Raw genomic sequence first — 17,850 nt, 5'->3', positions numbered from 1 at the left:
AACAGCTTCGGCACGCGGTTTGCTGAACGGCATGAGCCGACTTGTGCTGTTCCTCGCCGCCAACCCGAACCCGATCACCCTCACGGTCACCGACGAGACGCGGGACGATCTTGCGCCGCGCCTGACGCAGATCGTCCGCAACGGCCACACGCAGCCGATCGCGGGCCCGGACGGCCGTGAGTACGTCGTCAACTTCTCCAACGTCGTCGTCGCGCACTTCGAGTAACCACTCGCGCACCGGACGTGATCGGAGTAAGACGTGATGGGTGATCTCCCGACGCAGACTTCTCTCCTTGGCGGGCGCGAGCGCGCTGCTCGCGGCGTGCGGCTCGAACACCGGCAGGGGCGGCAGCGGCCAGGCCCTGAAGCAGTGGTACCACGCCTACGGCGAGCCCGGCGTGCAGCAAGCCGTGGAGCGGTACGCCAGCTCGTACCCGAAAACTCAGGTCGACGTGCAGTGGAACCCCGGAGACTACGACTCCAAGCTCGCGACGAGCCTGCTGTCCGACGGCGGACCGGACGTCTTCGAGTCCACCCCGCAGATCAGCTCGGTCCGGGCGGGTCAGCTCGTGCCGCTCGACGACGTCTTCGGCGACGCCAGGAACGATTTCTCCGAGTCGATTCTCGCGACGCACACCGTTGACGGGAAGATCTACGGAGTTCCGCAGGCGGTGGACATGCAGATGTTGTTCTACCGCAAGAGCTTCCTCGCACAGGCCGGAGTCCAGCCTCCATCCACTGTAGACGAACTGATCGACGCGGCCCGGCGGCTGACCCGGGACGGGGTCAAGGGGCTGTTCGCCGGTAACGACGGTGGCGGCGGGGTGCTGGGCGGGCCTGCGCTGTGGTCTGCGGGGCTCGACTACGTGCGCGACCATCAGGTCGGGTTCGACGATCCCCTTGCGGCTCAGGCGATCGGCAAGCTGCGCGAGCTTTACACCAGCGGCGGCCTGCTGCTCGGCGCGGTGAAGGACTGGGCTGAGCCGGACGCGTTCAACCAGGGCCTCGTCGCGATGCAGTGGACCGGGTTGTGGGCCGTTCCCGCCGTGCAGAAGGCGCTGGGCGACGACTTCGGTGTGCTCCCGTTCCCGAAGCTCACCGGCAGCGGCAGGCCCAGCGTGCCGGTAGGTGCGTTCGGCGCGATGGTCAACGCCAAGTCGAAGCGGGTCGACGAGGCCAAGGAGTTCGTGCGCTGGCTGTGGATCGAGCGGACCGACTACCAGGAGGACTTCAACCTCGGCTACGGCTTCCACATCCCGCCGCGCAAGAGCATCGCCGAGAAGGCCTCGAAGCTGACGACGGGCGCGGCGGCCGATGCTGTGAAGTTCGTGCGGGACAACGCGAAGGCGTCCAACCCGCCGGACTGGACATCGGTGATGCGCACCGCGTTCAACGACGCCGTGTCGCGGGTGGTGCGTGACGGCGCTCCCGCCGACGCCGAGATGAAGGGTGCGGCGGGGAAGGTGCGGGACGAGCTGAAGCGCCTGTACGGATGAGCAACGGGCGCGCGTTCTGGCTGTTTGTCGGGCCGTTCGCGATCGGACTGCTCGTGTTCGTGTACGTGCCGATCGGGTGGAGCCTGCTGCTGTCGTTCTTCGACGCCCGCAACACGGTGACGCCCACCGAGTTCGTCGGGCTGCGCAACTACGCGGACATGCTGACGGACCAGCCGTTCCTGTCGAGCCTGGGGACGTTCAGCGTGTTCGCGGCGTTCATCGTGCCGCTGACGTTCGTGCTCGCGCTGGCACTGGCGTTGCTGGTCAACCAGATCACCTTCATGCAGGCGTTCTTCCGGTCGGTGTTCTTCCTGCCGACGGCGTGCTCGTACGTCGTGGCGTCGCTGGTGTGGAAGCTCTCGATCTTCAACGGGGTGCGGTTCGGGCTCGCGAACACGGTGCTGGGGTGGTTCGGCGCGGAGCCTGTCGCGTGGACCGTGTCGACGTCGCCGCCCTGGTACTGGCTGGTGCTCGTGACGCTGCGGCTGTGGTTGCAGCTCGGGTTCTACATGATCCTGTTCATCGCCGGGCTGCAGCGGATCCCGCAGCACCTGTACGAGGCGGCGTGGATCGACGGGGCTCGGCCAGGTTGGCAGACGCTGCGGTACATCACGTTGCCGCAGTTGCGCACGACGTCGGTGGCTGTGGTGCTGTTGCTGCTCGTCGCGGCGTACCAGGCGTTCGACGAGTTCTACAACGTGCTGGGGACCGACCGCGGCTACCCGCCGTTCGCGCGACCACCGTTGATCTACCTCTACTACACGGCGCTGGGTTCGGGCGGGCAGGACTTCGGGCACGGCAGCGCGGGCGCGGTGATCCTCACGCTGCTGATCGCGGGCGTGACGTTGCTGCAGGGCCGGGTGATCACGCGATGAAGGCCGTCCGGTACCTCGCGCTGTCGATGGCGGCGGTGTTGTTCCTCATCCCCTTCTACCTGGTGCTGCGCAACGGTTTGGCGACCGAGCAGGAGATCGCCGCACCCTCGTGGACGTTCTGGCCGAGCGAGATCCACTGGGAGAACTTCGCCGCGTTGTTCAGCAACCCGGCTGTGCCGATGGTCCGCAGCATGGTCAACTCTCTCGTCGTCGCCGTGCTGCAGACTGCGGGGCAGCTGCTGTTGTGCGGGCTCGCGGGGTATGGACTCGCGCGGATCCCCTACCGGTACGCGAACGTGGTGCTGTACTTCGTCGTCGCCACGCTGATGATCCCGGCGGCCGTGACGTTCGTGCCGACGTTCGTGGTCGTGTCGACACTGGGCTGGGTCTCCGACCTGCGCGGGCTGGTGATCCCCGGCCTGTTCAGCGGGTTCACCACGTTCCTGTTCCGGCAGTACTTCCTCACCTTCCCGGGCGAGCTGGAGGAGGCGGCGCGGATCGACGGGCTCGGGCACTGGGGCACGTACTGGCGGGTCGTGGTGCCGAACTCCCGGGGATTCTTCGCGGCACTCGGGGTCATCACGTTCGTGACGTCGTGGAACCAGTTCCTGTGGCCGTTGGTGATCGCGCAGGACCAGGACGCGTGGACGGTGCAGGTGGCGCTGTCGACGTTCCTCACGGCGCAGTCGATCAACGTGCACGAGCTGTTCCTGGCGGCGGCCGTCTCCATCGCGCCGTTGGTCATCGTGTTCGTGGCCATGCAGCGGTTCCTCGTGCGCGGCGTGACGGAAACCGGAATCAAGGGTTGACGTCAGAATTGCTCAGCGACGAGACCACCCGGTCAGGCCACGGAACTGGCGAAGTCACCCGGTGGGGCCCACGGGACACCGGGGTGGAACACCCGGCCGTCCGGCTGGTACCGCCTGCTCAGCGCAGCTCGCCAGCTGAACGCGTTCAGCTCAGGGTCGTGCGGCCAGTACTCGTCCCAGATCTCGGTCTTCTTCTCGCGCAGGAACCCGTGGACGTTCTCCGGGAACGTGAGCACCTTGTACCCGACGTACTCGCAGCGGAGCACCGCCGTCCGCCCCGCACCATCGGTGTTCGCGTCGGCGACGAGGATCGCGCCGGCCGTGTGGTCGACGTGGTCGCCCTCGCGGTGGCCGATCGAGCTGCTCGTGCGGATCAGGTCCGGGTCGGCCTTGGCGATGAGGCCGCGGATCATGCCGACGAACCCGTCGTACGTGTACGGAGGCCGTCCGTCGATCGGCTGGGCCTCGAAGCCCGGCACGTTGAGCAGGCGCCACAGGTCACCGAAGTTGTCCTCAGGACCGGCTGCGGCGTGGATGTACGTGTACACGATCCGCACGTTCGCGCCCACGAGCTTGTTCGTGGCGACCGGGTGGCCACCGAACGTCATCTGTTCGAACGCCCACTCGTTCGCCACCCCGGCTGTCCGCGCGTACGCCGCACGCGCCCCGTTGAGGCGCATTTCCGAGTATTCGATTCCACCGGGCTTGTCGGGACGATGTGGAATGTCCCCTGCGGTCAAATACACGACCCAGACATCGTGGCCGTCCCACACGTTCGCCGCGATGTCCGGATTCATGAACAGCAGGTCGTCGTCCGGATGCGCTACAAAGCTGACTGTAGTCACGGGTCCCTCCCCAAAGACCGTGCGTCTCTTTGAAGAAGGAGGGCCGAACTACCGCTCGAATACCTTTCGCCACGATTCCGTCGACGTCAGCTCCGGCAGGGCTTCCCGGTAGACCCGCTTGAGCTGGTCCCACTCCTGGCCGAGACGGCGGTAGTTGCGGACCGCCCGCTTGGCCAGCGTGCGGAACTCCTCCGGATCGCGCTTGTAGAACGCCACCGCGGTGCCGTCTGCGGTGGACACGGTCGCACTGTCGAGGTTGCCGAGCAGGAACCAGCGCGCGCTCAGCGCCGGCACGTTCATCTGCGGGCGGCCGGCGGCGTCGGGAGCTGGCTTGCTGAAGTTGTGCAGCAACGACTTCGCGGCGCGCTTGGCGGTGGTGATCCGCGACTGCGACGGCTGCAGCATGGCCTCGGCGCGCACCTGGTCGAAGGTCGGCGGCGGGAACTCCCTCGCCGAGGGCAGGGTCTGCGCGTCGGAGTACTTCGCGCGCAGCTTGCGCACCTCCGGCAACGCCGTGCGAAGCGAGTCGAAGAGCAGCGAAGGACCGGCGAGGAAGTCCTCGATCGCCTTCTGCTGCAACGCGACCGTCGAGTACTCCATCGACAGGAGGTGCCGCAGCGTCAGCTTCAGGCCGTGCTTCACGATGTTGGTCTTCACGTCGTACGGGCTGTGCAGCGCGGCCAGGATCAGCCGGTTGCGCGTGTGGAAGTACGCCTGCCAGTCCGTCGAGTCGTTCTTGTCGGTCCACGGCATGTGCCAGACCGCCGAACCCGGCAGCGACACCGTCGGGAAGCCGTGCTCCAGCGCCCGCAACGAGTACTCGGCGTCGTCCCACTTGATGAAGAGCGGCAGCGGGTAGCCGCTGCGGCGCACGACCTCACGCGGGAACAGGCACATCCACCAGCCGTTGTAGGTGGCGTTGACCCTCGGGTGCAGTGCCGCGGTCTCCCGCAGCGAGTCGGTGGCGAAGTTGTGGTCGGTGACCGCGCCTGGTGCCGCGCGCCAGAAGCACGTGTTGAGATCGACGATCTCCGCGAAGCTGTGCAGGCGCGCACGCGAGTGCAGGTTCAGCATGTGGCTGCCGACGATCACCGGTTCGGCCGCGGCACGGGCGAACGCGTTGGAGCGCAGCACCGCGTCCGGCTCGAGCCGGATGTCGTCGTCCATCAACATGATCTGGTCGGCGTCGCTGTGCTCGATCGCCTCGAACATGCCTCGGGTGAACCCGCCGGAACCACCGAGGTTGTCCTGCTCGATGACCTCCAGCTTGTCGCCGAGCAGTGCCGCTGCCTCGGCGAAACCCTTGGTGTCACGGACCTTCACGTCGCCCTGGTCGGCGACGAAGACCTTGCTGAGCACTTCGAGCACGGCCGGGTCCTCGCCGAGCGCGCGCAACGCGATCACCGCGTCGACCGGGCGCATGGTCGTCATCCCGATGGCGACCTTCTGCACGGGCAACGGCTCGCGCACAATCCACGCCGCCTCGCGGATCTCCAGCGGCGCGTCGTCGGTGAAGACGTCGAACCAGATCCAGCCGCCGTCCTCGAACGGCTTGAGCGACACGGTGAACTCGACGTCGGCCCACTCGGCCGCGTCGCGGACGTACTGGCCCTCGATGTGGATGATGTCGCCGGACGGGCGGGAGCGGTACACGTCGATGCGACCCGTGCCGCGCACCGCCAGGCGCAGCACGACCTCGTCGACGGTCGTCCAGCGCTTCCAGTAGGAGGCGGGGAAGGCGTTGAAGTACGTGGCGAAGGAGACCTTCGCCGACGGGGGAACCGTGGCGCTGCGGCGGGACGCGACGTGGCAGTTCGTCGTCTCCGGCTCGTCCAGGTACAGCGGCCGGACGTCGAGCGGATCTTCGTCCCTGGGCAGGATCACCCGCTGCAGCACGCAGTTCTGGTCCACAGACCTTCCCCTGTCAGTAGTGCGGGCGGCCCGGAAGATCCGGACCGCCCGTGCGAAGCGTTGTGGAAATCAGAGGTCGTACAACCGCGACCAGGTGTCGCGGCTGGTGAGCTTCCCCATCGCATCCCGGTAGGAGCGCTGCACCTCCGGAGCCCTGCGGTACAGCTCGCGGAACAGCTTGGCGCCCTGCTTGGACAGGCGCACCGCGAGCTCCTTGTCCCGCTTGCGCACCCGCACGCCTTCCTGCGACGCGTCGGTCACGACCGCCGTGTTGAACAGCGAGACGTGCCACCACGCCGCGTCACCCGCGGGGACAGCGCCCGCCTCGTGCGCGGACTTGCCGAGCAACTGGTTCACGAGGCGCTTCACGAACACCGGCGCGATCAGCTTCGGCGTCGGCGCGGCAGTGATCATCGGCAGGCTGCCAGGCTTGAAACCGGGGATCTCCGACGCGGGGTGCCGCACGGTCTCCGGGTACTCGGCGCGCAGCTTGCGGATGTCCGCCGCCGCCTGCACACCGCCGTCCGAGAGGAAGTCCGGGCCCTTGAGGAAGTCCTCGACCGCCTTGAGCTGGGTGGCGGCGAGACCGTACTGCATGCCCAGGATGTACGTGGCGAACTGCTTCGCCATCCCGCGCACGATCATCTTCGGGTCGAACCGGCTGTGCAGCGCGGACGTGATCAGGGCGTTGCGCAGGTTGAAGTACCTGTGCCAGTCGTCCCAGTCCTTCCAGTGGAAGTCGGCGTGCCAGACGCCGGCACCGGGCAGCGACACCGTGGCGAAGCCGTGCGCACGGGCGCGGTAGCCGTACTCGATGTCGTCCCACTGGAAGAACAGCGGCAGCGGGTAGCCGACCGCCTTCACGATCTCCGACGGGATGAGGCACGACCACCAGCCGTTGTAGCCGGCGTCGACGCGCTTGTCCTGGACGTTGCGCTTGCCCGTCTCCTCGTCGTACCCGGTGAGGTCGGCGTTGAACAGCGCGCCTTCCACGACCTGGCCCGGCGCGAGGGTGTCGAGGTTCGCGTACTCGGCACCGACGTGCAGGAAGTTCGGGTGCAGCAGGTAGAGCATCTGACCGCCGACGATCGTCGGCTGCGTCGTGCGGTTCGCGAACGCGGTGAGCCTGATGACGATCTCGGGCTCGCACAGCACGTCGTCGTCCATGAACAGGACGTTGGCGTGCTCCGCGTGGTCGATCTCGGTGACCTCGTAGAGGCCGCGCGTGAAGCCGCCGGCGCCACCGAGGTTCGGCTGACGGATGTAGCGCAGCTTCGACCCGAGCGCGGCCGAGACGTCGGCGAACCGCTCACGCGACTCGACGGCGTCCGTGCCCTGGTCGACGACGTAGATCGTGTCGACGAGCTCCAGCGGCTCCGGGTCGGAGGCGAGGGCGGCCATCGTGTTGAGGCAGTCGTCCACACGGTTGAACGTGCAGATGACGACCGCGGTCGGCCGCACCGTCTTGGGCGGCGCGACCGTCCAGCGGACCTTCTCGACCGCGAGCGAGTCGTCGGCGGTGGTCACGTCGAACCAGAGGCCACCGCCGTCGGTGAACTTGTCGATCTTCGCGGAGAGGCGCACCGTCTGCGCCTTTGCGCCGACGACCTTCTCCGCGGCGACCGTGCGGGTCTCACCCTCGGAGTCCGAGGCGACGAGCGCGACCTGGCCGGAGCCGGTCACCTCGAGCTCGAGCTCCACCTCGGGGCTCACGCACCACCGCTGCCAGTACGACGCGGGGAAGCGGCCGAAGTAGGTGTTCATCGAGACCGTGGCGTTCGGGTGCACCACCATGCGGTGGCGCTCCCGGTCCGCGATCCCCCGCTTCACCTCGGCGTACAGGTCCTCCGAGACGATCTGCGAGGGACCGGCGAACAGGCCGCGCTGCGTCAGCAGCTTCTCCGGCGCCTCGTGCTCCACGAGGTTGGACTTGCCCGGCATTGCGATTCAGTCCTCCAGAGACCCGTCCAGCGCCTGACCGGACGCCAGGTGCGGAGCGATCTTGTTGTCGAACACACTAAGCGCGGAACCGATCGCCATGTGCATGTCCAGGTATTTGTAGGTGCCGAGGCGCCCGCCGAAGATGACGTTGCGGTCTGCGGCTTCCTTCTTCGCGAGCTCGCGGTACCGCTCGAGCTTGGCGCGGTCCTCGGGCGTGTTGATCGGGTAGTACGGCTCGTCGTCCTTCTCCGCTGCGCGGGAGAACTCACGAACAATAACGGTCTTGTCGTTCGGGTACTCGCGCTCCGGATGGAAGTGACGGAACTCGTGGATGCGCGTGTACGGCACGTCTGCATCGTTGTAGTTCATGACCGACGTGCCCTGGAAGTCGCCGATCGGCAGCACTTCCTGCTCGAAGTCGAGCGTACGCCAGCCGAGCCAGCCCTCGGAGTAGTCGAAGTACCGGTCCACCGGACCCGTGTAGACGACCGGCGTGCCGGCCGGGATCTCGTCACGCACGTCGAAGAAGTCCGTGGACAGCTTCACGTCGATGTTCGGGTGGTCCGCCATCTTCTCGAGCCACGCGGTGTAGCCGTCGACCGGCAGGCCCTCGTAGACGTCGTTGAAGTAGCGGTTGTCGAAGGTGTAGCGCACCGGCAGGCGGCTGATGACCGCCGCGGGCAGTTCCTTCGGGTCGGTCTGCCACTGCTTGGCCGTGTAGGCCTTGATGAACGCCTCGTAGAGAGGACGGCCGACCAGCGAGATGGCCTTCTCCTCGAGGTTCTTCGCGTCCTTGGTGTCGATCTCCGAGGCCTGCTCGGCGACCCACGCCCTCGCCTCCTCGGGCGACATGTAGCGACCGACGAACTGCGAGATGAGGCCGAGTCCCATCGGGAACTGATACGCCTGGCCGTCGTGCATCGCGAACACGCGGTGCTGGTAGTTCGTGAACGAGGTGAACTGGTTCACGTAGTCCCACACGCGCTTGTTGGACGTGTGGAACAGGTGCGCGCCGTAGCGGTGCACCTCGATGCCCGTCTCGGGCTCTGCCTCCGAGTAGGCGTTGCCTCCGATGTGGTCACGGCGCTCCAGCACCAGCACCCGCTTGTTCAGCTGGGACGCGGTGCGCTCGGCGACCGTGAGGCCGAAGAATCCGGAACCGACGACGATCAGGTCATAACCTGCGAAGCTCACGGCAAGCGAGGTTACCTGTATGCCCTGAGTGCCCGGAAATCAGGGCCGCGCTTGGACAAGTTGTTCTTCGGCGCTCGCGATGCGCTTGTCCAGCTCCGCACGCACGCCTTCCAGCTCACAACGCAGCAGAGCGATCTCTTCGACCGTCGTGCGCACCTCTTCTTCGAGGTGACCCACCTCACTCGACAGCTGCAGCACGACGAAGAGCAGCGTGAACGCGGCGGCGGCGAACAGGAAGTTGGCCGCCAGCTGGATCCCGGTGAGGTTGGACAGCCACGTCGGAAGGCCTGGGATCGCACCCAAGCAGACCACACCGATTCCGACGAACAGCCACATTCCCGCGTACTTCTCGCGAAGCTTGCGGCGCCGCATCATTTCGATCACGACGACCAGAACGAGCGCCGCGACCACAATCGCCAGCAATCGGAACGCAGACACGGGGAGCCTCCTAAGCGGCTTCGAAGGAACCGGTCTTGGGCTTGCGGCGAACGAGAGCGAGCGTCAGCGCCAGGGTGGCCCGCAGCAGGTAGACGGCGGACTTCACGGGCGACGTGCTCGGCGTACCGCCGGCGCGCACGCGCATTTCGACGGGAACCTGCACGATCTTCAGATCGGCCCGTGCCGCCATGACGAGCGCTTCCAGCGTGTCACCGAGGTACTCCGCCGGGTAATGGGCGGCGAACAGGCGCACAGCACGCGGACCGGACGCCTTGAACCCCGACGTGACGTCGGTGAGCTTCGTGCCGGAGATCGCCGAGATCACCACGGCGAAGAGCTTCATGGCCCAGCGGCGCGGGCCGCGGGCCTTGTAGTCGCCCTTGCCCGCGAACCGGGCGCCGATGACGATGTCCGCGCGGTCCAGTTCGCGCAGCAGCTCGGGCACGTGCGCGGGGTTGTGCTGGCCGTCGGAGTCCACCTGGACCACGACGTCGAAGCCGTTGCGCACGGCGTAGCGGAACCCGGTGCGCATCGCGCCGCCGACACCGAGGTTGACCGCGAGGCGCGCCACCCTGGCGCCGCTCTCACGGGCACGCAGCGAGGTCTGGTCCGTGGAACCGTCGTCCACGACCAGCACGCCGGCGTCCGGCAGTGCGGCCTTCACCTCGGCGATGACCTTCTCGATGTTGTGCTCCTCGTTCAGGGCGGGAAGCACGATGAGCACTCGTCGCAGGTCGACAGAGTCAGACACGTCGAGGAGCCTAACCAGTGGTGGTTTCAGCGCGAACACCAGGCCGCAGCACGAAAGCGATGGCCACGAAAGCACCGATGGTCGGCGCGATCACCAGACCGAGCACGGCACGCAACACCAGGTCACCGGGCGCGAACGTCAGCACCAGCACGCTCAGTGCCGCGACGATCGCCCACAGAAGAAGGACTTTGCCGCCCTCGGTGCGTGCGACCAGCACCGCGGCAAGCAGCATCACGGCGCCGAGCAGCACGGACGACCACACGAGACCTGCGACGACCCAGCCGGGAACGTCGTACTTGGCGCTGAAGAGCAGCTGGACGACCCACGGGCCGATGAGCCAGCCGAAGGCCGCACCGACCGCCGCGAGCCCGAACGCGGCAGCTGAACCTTTGACCAACAGGCCACGAAGCTTTCCGTGCCCGTCCTCGTCCTGAGAGAGCCGCACGACCGTAGGCACCGCCATCGCCTGCACCGGCGACAACAGCAGCAGCGGGATGCGGGCCACGCTCAGCGCGAGGAACAGGCCGCCGAGCGCTTCGAGCTCCTCCTTGCTGGAGGCGAAGAGCTTCACGATCGCCGGGTAGCCGGTCAGCACCGACGCGGTGAGGCCGGCACTGAGCATCAGCACCAGGATCCGCCTGCCCACGACGCCCCACGGTTCGGCGTCACCGGTCAGGTCGAGGTGCTTGCCCGCCCGCACGCCGAACGGCAGGAAGGCGAACGAACCGGCGGCGACCGCGATCGCGAGCGGCACCACACCGTTGAGCCCGAGCAGGAGGAACAGCCCGAGCAGCACGATCCGCACGGCCGCCTCGGTGACGACCAGGCCACCGAAGGACTTCGCCTCGTGGAAACCGATGAGCGTGCCTCTGGTGCCGAACTGCACGGCGAACGCGAGACCGGAGGCCAGGGCGACGAGCGCGAGCACGGTGTACTCGCCGAAGAGCCTCTCGCTCACCGGAGGCAGCGCGACGAGGAGCCCGAACAACCCCACGGCCGCCGCCGCGACCGCGACCGTGCGCACCGCGGTCGCGGTGACGCGCTTGCCCGCCACGTCGGCCACCGCCGCGAGGCGCGACAGCTCCTGTTCGACCGGTGCGAGCGTGCTGCCGACGCCGAAGACGATGCCCCAGAACGTGAGGAAGACCGCGGTATCCGCTTCGGACAGGACGCGGCCGGTCACGATCAGGATCGGATAGCCGAGCCCCGCCGCGATCAGCACCGCGATTCCGACGGTGCCGAGCGATCTGCCGGCGGTCTTCCCGCTCACTTCGACAGTGCCTTCTTCAGCGCGAGGAACAGGCCGCGCACCACGCCGGAGCCGAAACTCGCGGCGAAGACCGGCAGCAGCTTGGTCACGGCCAGCGCCTGGCCCTTGGACGCACCGGCCTTGCGGGCCACCGCACCCGCCGCGACCATGCCCAGCAGGACGAGCACGAGTGCCGTCTTCGGGAACTTCGCCGCGATCACGAGCCCGACGACGCCGACAGCCATCGCGGCGAACAACGCGTTGCGGGCGGGGCCGGGCGAGTCGAGGTAGCTGTCGACGAACGTGGTGCCGCGGAAGTACGCGTGCTTCACGAACTTCTTGAACGAGTCGCGGCTGTTGTAGGTGGCGGCGAACTCCGGCGTCAGGTGGATGTTCTCGCGCTCGGCGATCCACCGCAGCATGCGCGTGTCGTCACTGGCGAGCTTCACGTCGTCGAAGAGGGACTCGAACGACCGCGCCGCGGCCTCGAGCAGCTCGCGCGGCGCACAGAAGAAGCCGGTGCCCTTGGGGTAGACGTCGAACTCGTCCGCGCCGAACGACACCAGGCGCGGGTTCGCCATGTAGCGCCGCCAGCCGATCGCGACCAGCCCGGCCCAGAACCCGCCGTAGGGGTTGCCGTCGGTGCTGACGTTGATGTGCCCGTTCCACACCTTGCGTTCCGGGTGCCGCAGGAACTGGTCCTTCAGGAACCCGAAGGCGTCCGGCTCGATGATGACGCGGGCGTCCAGCAGCAGGATGCGCTCGCCACTGGCGGCGCGGATGCCCGCCTGGCGCGCGGCGAAGCGGCCCGCGTTCTCCTGGCTCACCACGGTGATGCCGAACTGCCCGGTGAGCTCGACGAGGCGCTTCGGCGTGCCGTCGGTGCTGCCGTCGTCGACCACCACGATCTCGGCGGGCCAACCGGCACGGTCGAGCGACGTCGTCAGCGCCTCGATCGAGCGGCCGATCCAGTCCTGCTCGTTGTAGACCGGGATGACAATGCTGAGGCTGGGGACGTCGGGGAGGGATTTGCTCCGGCTCGTCACACCTGACAGTATCCAGGCGGTCCGTTGATCCCGAGCCTCAGGGGTCCTTCCCGTGATCGCCTTCATCGCAGGTACCACCGCTGAACTCATCAAGGTGGCACCCGTCTACCACGCGCTCGTCGCCCGCGGCACGAAGCCGCTGCTGTGGTTCACCGCCCAGCACTTCGACGAGGTCGCCGACGTTCTCGAAGACCTCCAGCTGCCGGAGCCGGACCTGTGGCTGGTGCCGCGGGGCAAGGCCCGCAACCTGGAGACCCCCAAGCAGGTTCCCGGCTGGGCGCTCTCCGTCGCGCAGACCGCGTGGAGCCAGCGCAAGGAGCTGCGCCGGTCGCTCACCACGGACGGCAAGCCCGGTCTCGTGGTCGTCCACGGCGACACCTTCACCACCCCGTACGGCAGCCTCATCGCCCGCCGCCTGCTCGGTGCCCGCGTGGCCCACGTCGAGGCCGGCATGCGCTCGGGCAGCCTGCTCTCGCCGCTGCCGGAAGAGCTCAACCGTCGCATTGCGACGAAGCTCACGGACGTCCACTTCGCACCGTCGCAGAACGAGGTCGACAACCTCCGCGGCGCCCGCGGCGTCGTGGTGAACACCGGCGCCAACACCGTCATCGACGCGATGCGCCTCGCGATCAACGCGAACACGACCGAGGACCTCCCCGAGGAGTTCGGCCTCGCCACGCTGCACCGCTTCGAGCTCGTGTCCCGCACGGACAAGTTCCGCGAGGCGCTGGAGCTGTTGAAGAAGGCCAGCGAGAAGACCCCGATGCTCTACCTCGCCGGTGCACCGGAGCGGGAGCGCATCGAGCGGCACGGCTGGGGCCACCTGTTCGACGGCGAGCGCTTCATCATGCGTCCCAAGAAGCGCTACCTGCAGTTCCTGCCGATCCTGGCGCGCGCCAAGTTCGTCGTCACCGACTCCGGTGGTCTGCAGCAGGAGTGCTCCTACATCGGCATGCCGTGCGCGATCCACCGCGAGCGCACCGAGACCAAGCAGGGCCTCGGCCAGAACATCGTGCTGACCGGCATGGAGACCGCGAAGCTCGAGAAGTTCCTCGGTGAGTACGAGTCGCTGCGCCGTCCGTCCATCATGGAGAAGTACCACCCGAGCGAGATCATCGCCGACACGCTGGCGCAGCTCGGTTACGTGTAAGTCCTCTGAGGACGAAAGGGGGCCCGCCGATGGCGGGCCCCCTTTTGACTGTCCTGTCAGCGCGCGGTCAGGAGGTCTGACCGGTGCCGGGCTCCACGAACTCGTAGATGGTGGCCTGCGGGTTCTCGTACACCTTCCGCACCTCGGGCAGCCTCTCCAGGGCCATCAACCCCGGCGCGGGCCTCGAGTTCGACCGCACGTAACCCGCCCCGACGACGATGTACTTCACACCGAGGGCGTTGATCGCTTTGCGGACGTCCGGGTTCTTGTCGATCTCCTGCAGGTGCCACGTGATCTGTCCGGCGCTGGTCTTCTCGTCGGCGCCGTAGAACGTCCACTCCACGGGCTTGACGCCGGCCAGCGCATACATCCACACGGAGCCGTCCAGCCGGTCGTTGGCGACCGGGCGGTCCTTGGAGTGCTCGGCGAGCCACTTGTAGGCCTCGCGCTCGCCCCTGGTGACGGTCGCGCCCTCGTTGTTGGTCTCTGACAGGCGCTCCGCGTTGCGGCCGATGTAGGCGCCCTTGCCCAGCAGGCCGAGCACGAGGACGCCGACGACACCGATCACGACGGGCGCGGCGAACGCGGCTCGCTGCGCACTGACGCGGGAGCCGAGCTTCGCGGTCAGGCCAGTGGCGACGGTGTGGCCGAGCTCGCCCACGGCGATGGCGCCGGCGAGGGGCAGCAGGGCCGCGAAACGCCAGGCGTCGTTGTAGAACGGGCCGCTGAGCATGTTGACCAAGGAGTTGTTCAGCGAGGCGGTGCCGGCGTACATGGCGCCGAACACGACGTAGGCGGCGATGATCCACGGCAGGCGCCGGTGCTTGATCATCAGCACGACGCCCGTGATCGCGGCGATGCCGAGGAACCACTGCGGGTACCGGACGACCGGGGAGAACAGCAGCGTCTGGCCGATGCCCTCCGCGGGTGACGCGAACTCGTCCCACTGCGCGCCGGTCACGCCGGCGGACTGCACGAGGGCCGGCATCATGACCGGGATGACGGCGAGGAGGCCGAGCCCCGCGGTGAGGGCGAGCGGCTTCCAGCTCGTGCGCCAGTCGATCGGCTCCAGCTTGAAGGCCAGGGCCAGGATCAGCATCGCGAGGTAGACGAAGGCGATGAACACGAGGCTCGTGTGCAGGCCGGTGAGGCCGGCGACCGCGAGCGCGAGGCCGAGCGGGCCGGTCAGGCCGCGCGTGGTCAGCACCTTGCGGGCGATGGCCACCGTGGCGGGCACCAGGGCGACACCGGCGACGTAGGGCCACAACGGACCGCGCCACAGCGAGTCGTACGGGAACGCGGTGAACCACGTCGAGACGGCGGCGGCGATCGCGGCGCCGAGCGGCGGCATGCGCCACGCGAGCGCGAGCGCCGCGATGCCCAGCGGCCACGCGAGGATCACCGAGAGCGCGGCGAGGTTCAGCAGCTCCGGCATGCCCGCCACCTTGTCGAGCAGCGGGGCGAGCAGCGCGTGGTAGGTGTTGGGGTAGAAGTACTTCGTACCGGCCGGCAGGTTCGCGATCGGTGCCAGCGCGGACGGCAGCGCGGTGGCGTGCTCGGACATCCACCGGATGGCGTTGCCGTGGAACGGCGCGTCCCAGTCCTGGTTGATCGTGCTCAGCGTGCCGCCGATGCCGCGCAGGAACGTCGCGGCGCCCACCGCCATGCCGAGCACGACGCCACCGAGGACGACGAGGTTCTCGCCGAGCGAGCGCTTCGGCTCCTCGATCAGCGGCTCACCACCGGTGCGGCGGGCGACGAGCCACGTCACCACGCCGACCACGGCCGCCAGCACCACTGTCCACAGCGCCACCGTCAGCAGGTTCCACGGGATGCCCAGGTTGCCGAGCACCAGCGTACCGAGCGCGACGGTGCCGAAGGTGAGCACCGGCGCCGCAGCCGCGAGGGTCCAGCCTCTCAGCCGCAGCGCGAGCCCGACCGCGAGGCCGGGCAGGATGAACGCCAGAACGACGAATGCACCCATCAGAAGTCAGTTCCTCGAGTTCAGCCGGCAACCGCGGCGGACTTCGCCTTGACCTCGGCGACGGCGCGGTGCGAGGGCAGGATGCGGCGGCGCTCGTCCTCGGCGTCCAGCTTGCCCGCGATGAGGTCGAGGAAACGGTCGAGCTGGGTCGCGAGCGGCTCGCGCGCGGTGACCAGCTCGGGGATCTCGATGACGGTCTGCTGGCGGTAGCCGCGGCCATCGGGGTCCGAGTCGTGCGAGATGTGCTTGTAGATCGTCACGTCCCTGCGCAGCAGGTCGACCTCGATCGAGCGGTCCAGCTCCTGGATCGTGAGGGACCGGATCTTGCGCTGGCCGATGCGGCTCGCGGACACCGTGGCGATGCCGCCGGACGGGAACGTGAGCAGCGTGTCGACGACGTCCTCCGCGCCCGGCACCGACGACGGGTGGAACTGCGCGACACCGGCGGACACGCGCTCCGGCTCGGCACCGCCGAAGCACTGGATGGCGAGGTCGACGTCGTGCACCAGCAGGTCCCACGCCACACCGGTGAGGATGCGCGGCGCGTACGGCGAGTGCCGGATCGCGGAGACGTACACCGGCTCGTTGATCAGGCCGAGCGCCGTCATCACGGCCGGGTTGTAGCGCTCCAGCAGGCCGCACATGACCGGCAGGCCCTTGGCCTCCGAGGTCGCGAGGACCTCCTCGGTCTGCTCCAGCGAGGCGCACACCGGCTTCTCGACCAGCAGCGGCTTGTTCTTCGCGAGCACCTCGAGCGCGAGCCCGTGGTGGGTCTCGGTGCTGGAGGCGAGGACCACCGCGTCGATGCCGTCGAGGTCGCCCATCTCCGGCGCCCACGTGGTCTCGAACTTGTCGGCGGCGGCCTTGCCGACGTCCTCGCGCGGGTCGACGATCAGCGCGAGCTCGGCCCGCTCGGACTGCGCGGTCACGCGGGCGTGCAGCGAGCCCATCGTGCCGACGCCGATGACGGCGATGCGGGGAAGGCTGCTCATGCGCCCAGCACCTCGCGAACCGTCGTGATGATCGTGTCGAGGTCGGCGTCGGTGAGCTTCGGGTGCACCGGCAGCGACAGGGCCTGGCGCGCCACGCGCTCGGCGACCGGCACGTCCGAGGCGATGACCTTCGGGTTGTCCCGGTAGCAGTCGTAGTCGAACACCGTCTTCGGGTAGTAGATCCCGTTGCCGATGCCCTTCTCGGTCAGCTTCGCGGCGAACTCGTCGCGGCTGATCGGGGCGTCGTCGGTGATCAGCACGGTGTACTGGTGCCACACGTGCGTGCGGCCCGGCAGCACCTGCGGCAGCTTGAGGCCCTTCACGCCGGCGAGCCCCTTGTTCAGGGCCTCGGCGTTGGCCTGGCGCGCCTTGGTGATCTCGCCGAGGCTCTCCAGCTGCGGGATGCCGATCGCGGCGTGGATGTCGGTCATCCGGTAGTTGTGACCGGCGACCTCGTACTGGTAGCGCTGCCGCATGCCCTGGTTGCGCAGGACGCGCAGGCGGTCCGCGAGCGTGTCGTCCGACGTCGTGATGACGCCACCCTCGGCGGTGGTGATGTTCTTGGTCGCGTAGAGCGAGAAGCAGCCGAGGCCGAAGCTGCCGGACGGGCGGCCCTCGTAGGTGGCGCCGACGGCCTGCGCGGAGTCCTCGACCAGCTTCAGGCCGTGCTCCTCGACGACGGGCATGATCTTGCCCATGTCGGCCATCTGCCCGTAGAGGTGCACCGGCATGAGCACCTTGGTGTTCGGGGTGACGGCTGCCGCGACCTCGTCCGCGTCGATGTTGAAGTCGTCCTCGCGGATGTCCGCGAACCGCGCGGTCGCACCAGCCTCGAGAATCGCGTTCAACGTCGCCACGAACGTGAACGGCGAGGTGATGACATCGTCCCCCGGCTGCAGGTCCAGAACCTGCAGGGAGGCAACGAGCGCAGTGGTCCCGTTGTTCACCGCCACGGCGTGCGGAACGCCCGCGACGCCCGCGAAGGCGTCCTCGAAACGCTTCACCATCGGGCCCTGCGCGATGGCTCCCGAGCGCAGCACCTGTACCACCAGCTGCTCGGCAGCGGCGACGTCAACAACAGTAATCGGGATCATTCAGCAGTCTCTCGCCTTCGGGGATCTCCACCGGCGCGGCCGGTACAGTGCTTGGGCCTGCACGCGGGGCTTCAC

General features: G+C 68.1%; 16 protein-coding genes. 5 read left to right on the top strand and 11 right to left on the bottom strand.

Annotated elements, in window-relative coordinates:
• The first annotated feature begins 31 nt into the window (after positions 1–31).
• The 4 genes from ABFX45_RS01790 to ABFX45_RS01775 all read left to right on the top strand — a co-directional run bounded on the left by ABFX45_RS01790 (position 32) and on the right by ABFX45_RS01775 (position 3,180).
• Positions 32–226, top strand: a complete 195-nt coding sequence (locus tag ABFX45_RS01790) for a hypothetical protein (RefSeq protein WP_146231381.1) — start codon at positions 32–34, stop codon at positions 224–226.
• A gap of 67 nt (positions 227–293) precedes the next feature.
• Complete coding sequence (locus tag ABFX45_RS01785) at positions 294–1,496, top strand: ABC transporter substrate-binding protein (protein ID WP_233442573.1); 1,203 nt, start codon at positions 294–296, stop codon at positions 1,494–1,496.
• Positions 1,493–2,371: a carbohydrate ABC transporter permease gene (locus ABFX45_RS01780; protein WP_109630554.1), complete on the top strand. Its 879-nt coding sequence runs from the start codon at positions 1,493–1,495 to the stop codon at positions 2,369–2,371. The genes ABFX45_RS01785 and ABFX45_RS01780 overlap by 4 nt, the downstream gene beginning before the upstream one ends.
• Positions 2,368–3,180 (top strand): carbohydrate ABC transporter permease, encoded by an 813-nt coding sequence (locus ABFX45_RS01775; protein ID WP_109630551.1) that lies wholly within the window; start codon positions 2,368–2,370, stop codon positions 3,178–3,180. Before ABFX45_RS01780 ends, ABFX45_RS01775 begins: the two co-directional genes overlap by 4 nt.
• A gap of 32 nt (positions 3,181–3,212) precedes the next feature.
• On the opposite strand, the gene ABFX45_RS01770 is transcribed toward ABFX45_RS01775, so the two are convergent.
• The 8 genes from ABFX45_RS01770 to ABFX45_RS01735 form a co-directional block, all read right to left on the bottom strand.
• Positions 3,213–4,025 carry a PIG-L deacetylase family protein gene (locus ABFX45_RS01770; protein WP_146772092.1) on the bottom strand — a complete coding sequence of 271 codons (813 nt, stop codon included), beginning with the start codon at positions 4,023–4,025 and terminating at the stop codon, positions 3,213–3,215.
• 48 nt (positions 4,026–4,073) lie between these two features.
• Complete coding sequence (locus ABFX45_RS01765) at positions 4,074–5,936, bottom strand: glycosyltransferase (RefSeq protein WP_233439136.1); 1,863 nt, start codon at positions 5,934–5,936, stop codon at positions 4,074–4,076.
• A 69-nt stretch (positions 5,937–6,005) separates the two neighbouring features.
• Entirely contained in the window at positions 6,006–7,877 is a 1,872-nt protein-coding gene (locus ABFX45_RS01760; protein WP_109630543.1) for a glycosyltransferase, read from the bottom strand.
• A 6-nt stretch (positions 7,878–7,883) separates the two neighbouring features.
• On the bottom strand, positions 7,884–9,071 hold the full coding sequence (gene glf, locus ABFX45_RS01755) for a UDP-galactopyranose mutase (RefSeq protein ID WP_109630540.1): 1,188 nt from the start codon (positions 9,069–9,071) through the stop codon (positions 7,884–7,886).
• A 39-nt stretch (positions 9,072–9,110) separates the two neighbouring features.
• Positions 9,111–9,509 (bottom strand): DUF2304 domain-containing protein, encoded by a 399-nt coding sequence (locus ABFX45_RS01750; protein ID WP_109630537.1) that lies wholly within the window; start codon positions 9,507–9,509, stop codon positions 9,111–9,113.
• A gap of 10 nt (positions 9,510–9,519) precedes the next feature.
• Complete coding sequence (locus ABFX45_RS01745) at positions 9,520–10,260, bottom strand: glycosyltransferase family 2 protein (protein ID WP_109630533.1); 741 nt, start codon at positions 10,258–10,260, stop codon at positions 9,520–9,522.
• Positions 10,261–10,270: 10 nt separating this feature from the next.
• Positions 10,271–11,530 (bottom strand): lipopolysaccharide biosynthesis protein, encoded by a 1,260-nt coding sequence (locus ABFX45_RS01740; RefSeq protein ID WP_109630530.1) that lies wholly within the window; start codon positions 11,528–11,530, stop codon positions 10,271–10,273.
• The gene (locus ABFX45_RS01735; protein ID WP_233439135.1) at positions 11,527–12,555 is read right to left on the bottom strand and encodes a glycosyltransferase family 2 protein; all 1,029 of its coding nucleotides are present in this window, start codon (positions 12,553–12,555) and stop codon (positions 11,527–11,529) included. The genes ABFX45_RS01740 and ABFX45_RS01735 overlap by 4 nt, the downstream gene beginning before the upstream one ends.
• Positions 12,556–12,607: 52 nt before the next feature.
• On the opposite strand from ABFX45_RS01735, the gene ABFX45_RS01730 reads away from it, so the two are divergent.
• On the top strand, positions 12,608–13,705 hold the full coding sequence (locus ABFX45_RS01730) for a UDP-N-acetylglucosamine 2-epimerase (RefSeq protein WP_112232435.1): 1,098 nt from the start codon (positions 12,608–12,610) through the stop codon (positions 13,703–13,705).
• A gap of 67 nt (positions 13,706–13,772) precedes the next feature.
• Here the strand turns inward: ABFX45_RS01730 and ABFX45_RS01725 are convergent, their stop codons facing one another.
• From ABFX45_RS01725 to ABFX45_RS01715, 3 genes are read right to left on the bottom strand one after another with little or no spacing between them, the layout of a single operon-like run.
• Positions 13,773–15,689, bottom strand: coding sequence for a DUF6541 family protein (locus tag ABFX45_RS01725; protein ID WP_346127040.1), 1,917 nt, complete (start codon positions 15,687–15,689; stop codon positions 13,773–13,775).
• A gap of 20 nt (positions 15,690–15,709) precedes the next feature.
• A complete protein-coding gene (locus ABFX45_RS01720) occupies positions 15,710–16,681 on the bottom strand; it encodes a Gfo/Idh/MocA family protein (protein ID WP_109630520.1) in 972 nt (323 codons plus the stop codon).
• The gene (locus ABFX45_RS01715; protein ID WP_346127037.1) at positions 16,678–17,775 is read right to left on the bottom strand and encodes a DegT/DnrJ/EryC1/StrS family aminotransferase; all 1,098 of its coding nucleotides are present in this window, start codon (positions 17,773–17,775) and stop codon (positions 16,678–16,680) included. Before ABFX45_RS01715 ends, ABFX45_RS01720 begins: the two co-directional genes overlap by 4 nt.
• Between the last annotated feature and the right edge of the window lie 75 nt (positions 17,776–17,850).

The organism is Lentzea roselyniae, from assembly GCF_039537795.1.
GTDB classification, from domain to species: Bacteria; Actinomycetota; Actinomycetes; order Mycobacteriales; family Pseudonocardiaceae; genus Lentzea; species Lentzea atacamensis.
This window is presented reverse-complemented; position numbering and strand designations above follow the sequence as displayed.